This window comes from Vibrio genomosp. F10 str. 9ZD137 (assembly GCF_049974785.1).
In the GTDB taxonomy this organism is placed as follows: Bacteria; Pseudomonadota; Gammaproteobacteria; order Enterobacterales; family Vibrionaceae; genus Vibrio.
Genome location: NZ_JBNGCJ010000987.1, coordinates 1 through 4863 on the forward strand (window position 1 = coordinate 1; position 4863 = coordinate 4863).

Annotated in this window: 3 protein-coding genes and 1 pseudogene; 2 read left to right on the forward strand and 2 right to left on the reverse strand. The window is 44.2% G+C overall.

The genetic code is table 11. From position 1 onward, the window contains the following. Together ACP45E_RS21195 and ACP45E_RS21200 are read left to right on the forward strand one after the other, a co-directional pair. Positions 1-184: pseudogene (locus ACP45E_RS21195) on the forward strand (histidine ammonia-lyase); the annotation flags it as partial. A 187-nt stretch (positions 185-371) separates the two neighbouring features. Further along, positions 372-1097, forward strand: coding sequence for a DUF3581 domain-containing protein (locus ACP45E_RS21200; RefSeq protein ID WP_017035342.1), 726 nt, complete (start codon positions 372-374; stop codon positions 1095-1097). Positions 1098-1232: 135 nt separating this feature from the next. Here the strand turns inward: ACP45E_RS21200 and ACP45E_RS21205 are convergent, their stop codons facing one another. Next, complete coding sequence (locus ACP45E_RS21205) at positions 1233-1694, reverse strand: methyltransferase family protein (protein WP_017035341.1); 462 nt, start codon at positions 1692-1694, stop codon at positions 1233-1235. A gap of 223 nt (positions 1695-1917) precedes the next feature. Then, the coding region (gene ydiJ, locus ACP45E_RS21210; RefSeq protein WP_069585516.1) for a D-2-hydroxyglutarate dehydrogenase YdiJ at positions 1918-4863 on the reverse strand (2946 nt) is incomplete at its 5' end.

The window sequence follows — 4863 nt, forward strand, 5'->3', positions numbered from 1 at the left end:
GGATTTCCGTGCTCCGTTAAAGTCCTCGCCACGGGTTGAAGAAGCAAAAGCAATGCTGCGCGAAAAAGTGGCATTTTATGACAAAGATCGTTACTTCGCTCCAGATATTGAGCAAGCTAATGCATTGCTAAAACTCGCCATTCATAACCACTTAATGCCAGGCCAACTGTTTAACAGCTACTAAGTAGTGACAGCAATCAGTATTGACCGTTTTTAGCATTGATAGTTCAGGGGCCCATCATTCATTGGTGGGCCTTTTATTTTGTTGTTTCACTTAAGTGTTCGTTTATTCAACACTACGTACTGGATGGACCATTAAAAATGCGTTTCCCTGTATAATCTTCCCCAGTTTTCACTACCCAATGTAGATTATGTTTCTAACTTCTTTTGTTTCAGTACAAGACCATCAATTCACGTTCACTCGCGAACAGGCAAGCCACTTTGCCAAAAAAGTCGCGGGGGATTTTAACCCTCTTCATGATGAAGATAACAAACGCTTTTGTGTTCCTGGCGACCTACTTTTTGCAGTCTTGCTTCAAAAAGAAGGCATCAGCAAAAAGATGCGCTTTGACTTCTCTGGTATGGTTAACGACGGTATAGCACTGAGTATTGAAAACAAATGTGAGAAAGAAAGCGCTCTCGTTGACGAAAAAGGCAAAGAATACCTTCACATGAACCGCGAAGGCGATGTGAGCCACGATGCCGCGTTCATCGAGCACGTCGTTACAAACTACGTTCAATTCTCTGGCATGAACTTCCCTCACATCATGGTCCCACTGATGGAAGAGCAACAGATGATGATTAACTGCCAGCGTCCGTTGGTCATCTATGAAAGCATGGAAGTGGAATTTGAACGACTCGATTTGACACACCCTGAAGTAGAATTTACCGGTGCGACGTTTGATGTCGATGGAAAGCGTGGCGTGGTAACACTAAACTTTGCCTTTAAAGAAGATGGTATCGTTGTAGGCAAAGGCGTAAAACGCATGCTAGCCAGTGGACTAAAACCTTACGATCAAGATTCCGTTGATGACCTGGTTAACCGTTTTAATGAGCGTAAAGACATGTTTTTAGAGAAGTTTGCTACAGCGGCTTAACCTTTTCGCCTCATTGTCTTATCTCATTCTCTTATTCAATGAATTCAGTTATTCCTCTCAGAGAATTAGAAATACAGTTCAATATGAAACACCCGCTCAGTAAGCGGGTGTTTTTGATTTTACGCTTTCATCCCATCAAATCCAGCGTCTAACGCTCTGTTTATAATCTACGTACTCAGCACCAAACAGACGCTCTAATGCTTTCTCTTCTGGTTGTATCTGGAAACGGTTCATATACACGATAAAGAAAAAACTAAGGGAAAGGCTAAGTCCATTTTGCAACCAATACCCCACTCCAAATAAAAGAATAAAGAGCCCTAAATACATGGGGTTACGCGTAAAAGCAAAGATACCGCTATCCACAACCAAAGAAGCGGTTTCGGGCTTCACTGGGTTCACCGTTGTCTTTACTCGGCGAAATTCTCGAATGCCCAGTAGCCCAACGATACCCGAAGCGATAAAACACACTAAAAACACCAGCCAGGTGAAAGGGAAAATAATGTGCGCGAACATCAGATTCTTGGCTGCAAAGTTCATCAGAAGAATAACGATCACAAACACCGCTACCGGCGGGATTTTGAGCTCCAATCTATCCATTTCGATCCTCTTTTTAATATTAGACGGCCTCTATGACAAACTTTACACCGTTTATGAGCTGTAGATAAAAAAATAGCCCAGAATCATCGTCTGGGCTATTTTTCGATACACGTTTCATTGGTATACGTTTCAAGCAGTACACTTTTCTATCTGCACACTTTTCTAGCTACACACCTTGTATCTATATACTGCCGTATCTACACACTGGCGTATCTAAACTATATCAACGATCAATAACGTCTAGCAGTGCTTGTAATGGGTGTTTCACTTTCACCTGCTCGAAACGTTTGACCTGGCTTCGGCACGAGTAGCCCGTCACTAGACAACGTTCTGACGGCAGATCTTGAAGCCTTGGTTTCCAACTTAATGCATAAATGTCTTTTGACATCTCTAGCTTGTCTTTTTCATGCCCAAACGTTCCAGCCATACCACAGCAACCTACTGGAACCGTGTTTAATGTCGCACCAAAGTGAGTGAAAATTTCGCCCCACTCTTTTTCTGCATTAGGCATCTTAGTTTTTTCAGTACAATGCGCCAATAGGTACCAAGGCTCTCTAGTCTCTGATTGATTGGCTTTAACCAGATTTAGGTCTATTTCGGCTAAACGAGGTTGCAACCATTCATGTACTGTTAGTACCTCAAATTCTCCTCGGTCGTTACCCAATGCCTCAGCATATTCGTCTCGGTAACAAAGCACCAGTGCAGGATCAACCCCAACCATTGGGATATTCAAATCAGCAACCATGGAAAGGAAAGTAGCGGTATTTTTTGCACTCGAAGCAAATTGCTGCAAGAACCCTTTGATGTGCTGCGCTTTTCCATTGGGTTTGAATGGCAATAAAATAGGTGTTTTACCCAGTTTAGAAACCAGCGCAATAAAATCAGCGACGACTTCAGCGTCATAAAAGCTCGTAAACGGATCTTGAACAATCAGTACATGGTTGCTTTTCTCTTGCTTAGATAACGCTGCGAGTCGTTGCAAATCAAACTTATGAGATTTATCCAGTTGCGAGGCTAACGTTGGCACCGACATCAACGGTGTATCGACATACCCCACACTTTTTTCTGTCAGGCTGCGAACCCAAGGCTGACGAATAGCGGCGTTAACGACCTTGGGCGCTTTCGCCATCAGTGGCAACATGGTTTCAATATTTGCTACCAGGTAATCTTTGGCTGGGCGCTGATAACGAGTGTGATAGAGATTAAGAAACCTTGAACGGAAGCTTGGTACGTCAACCTTTATTGGACACTGGCTTGCACAGGCTTTACAGGCTAAACACCCATTCATCGCTTCGTAAACTTCGTGCGAGAAATCGTATTCATGACGCTTGTTAATTCTGTTTCTCACTCGATCGAGTAGCGATTTAATGCTTAAACGACCCGACAAGGTTTTTTGTTCAATATCAAGGATATCGATACCCTGCTCACTTAACTGACGAAGCCATTCTCGTACAAGGCCCGCTCGCCCTTTAGGAGAATGACGCCTATCTGATGTGACTTTCATAGAAGGACACATAGGAGACGCTGTATCGTAATTGAAGCACAATCCGTTGCCGTTACACTCCATCGCTTGCTTGAAGCTGTCTCTCACTTCAATATCGATTTGACGATCATAATAGCCACGTTTGGTATCTGATACCTTAACGAGCTCTGCATCACTGTCTAACGGTGTACATACCTTACCCGGGTTCATTTTATTATGTGGATCGCAGGCTCTCTTGACACGGCGAAGCTCTTGGAAAAGCACCTCACCAAAAAACTCAGGCCCATATTCAGAGCGATAGCCTTTACCATGCTCACCCCACATCAAACCGCCATACTTAGCCACCAACTGAACCACTTGGTCCGATATTTGGTGCATTAATTGTTCTTGTTCCGGATCGCAAAGATCTAAAGCCGGTCGAACATGCAATACACCCGCATCCACATGCCCAAACATCCCGTAATTGAGCTGCTTGTCATCGAGAAGTTGGCGGAATTCAGCAATAAAATCCGCTAAATTTTCTGGGGGTACGCAAGTGTCTTCAGCAAAAGCGACCGGTTTGGCCTTGCCTTTAGCTCCGCCAAGAAGACCCACGGCTTTTTTGCGCATATTGTAAATTTTGCCGATGCTCGATAAATCACTGCACGTTTGAAAGCCAATAATTCCCGCTTCACCGTTGGTGATCATAACTTCAATCTTGTCACTTAATGCTTTAACTTGAGCGGCAACCTTTTGTTCATCATCGCCTGCGAACTCAATCATATTAATGCCCAGCATTTCTTGATTTGGCACTTCTCTCAATAAATCACTCACGCTGTGCCAAACAATGTCTTGTTTTGCTAGGTTAAGTACCTTTGAGTCAATTGTTTCAACCGACAGCGCATCGGCCTCTACCATAAACGGGGCATTGCGTAATGCCGCATCAAAACTGGAATACTTAACGTTGACTAAGGTGCGCGCTTTTGGAATAGGCGTGAGGTTTAATTTAGCTTCCGTGATAAAAGCAAGGGAGCCTTCAGAGCCACACAACACGCGAGTGAAATCAAATTGCTCGCTCTCATCAATGGCGTTTTTTAAGTCATAGCCCGTTAGGAATCGATTGAGCGGCGGAAACTTATCAAGAATTTTTTCACGGTTATCGCGACAAACTTTCTCGGTAATATCGAGAGCCATCGCAGCTTGTGTCTGCGCTTGTGGTTGACCCAAAGACAAATCTGATTCCAATATACTTCCGTCTGCAAAGACCGCTTGAAGCGACAGGACATGATCGGAGGTTTTGCCGTATTTCAGTGATCCTTGCCCCGATGCATCGGTATTGACCATTCCACCGAGCGTGGCGCGATTGCTGGTGGACAGCTCTGGAGAAAAGAAATAGCCAAATGGGCGCACGGCATCATTCAACTGATCTTTTATGATCCCAGTTTGAACGCGAACCCAACCCTCTTTTTCATTGATCTCTAACACAGAATTCATGTGGCGAGATAAATCCACCACAATGCCTTTGGTCAAAGACTGACCATTGGTCCCTGTGCCGCCACCACGTGGCGAAAATGTAATACGCTTATATTCGGGTTTTGAACTAACCTTACCTATAAGAGCAACATCATTCGTTGTTCTAGGGTGTACAACCGCTTGAGGGAGTTGTTGGTATACGCTGTTATCAGTGGCTACCGCCAAACGACTGGC

Coding starts and splice junctions, on each gene's coding strand:
- ACP45E_RS21205 (WP_017035341.1), bottom strand. CDS start 1,694: ATGGATAGATTGGAGCTCAAAATCCCGCCGGTAGCGGTGTTTGTGATC.
- ACP45E_RS21200 (WP_017035342.1), top strand. CDS start 372: ATGTTTCTAACTTCTTTTGTTTCAGTACAAGACCATCAATTCACGTTC.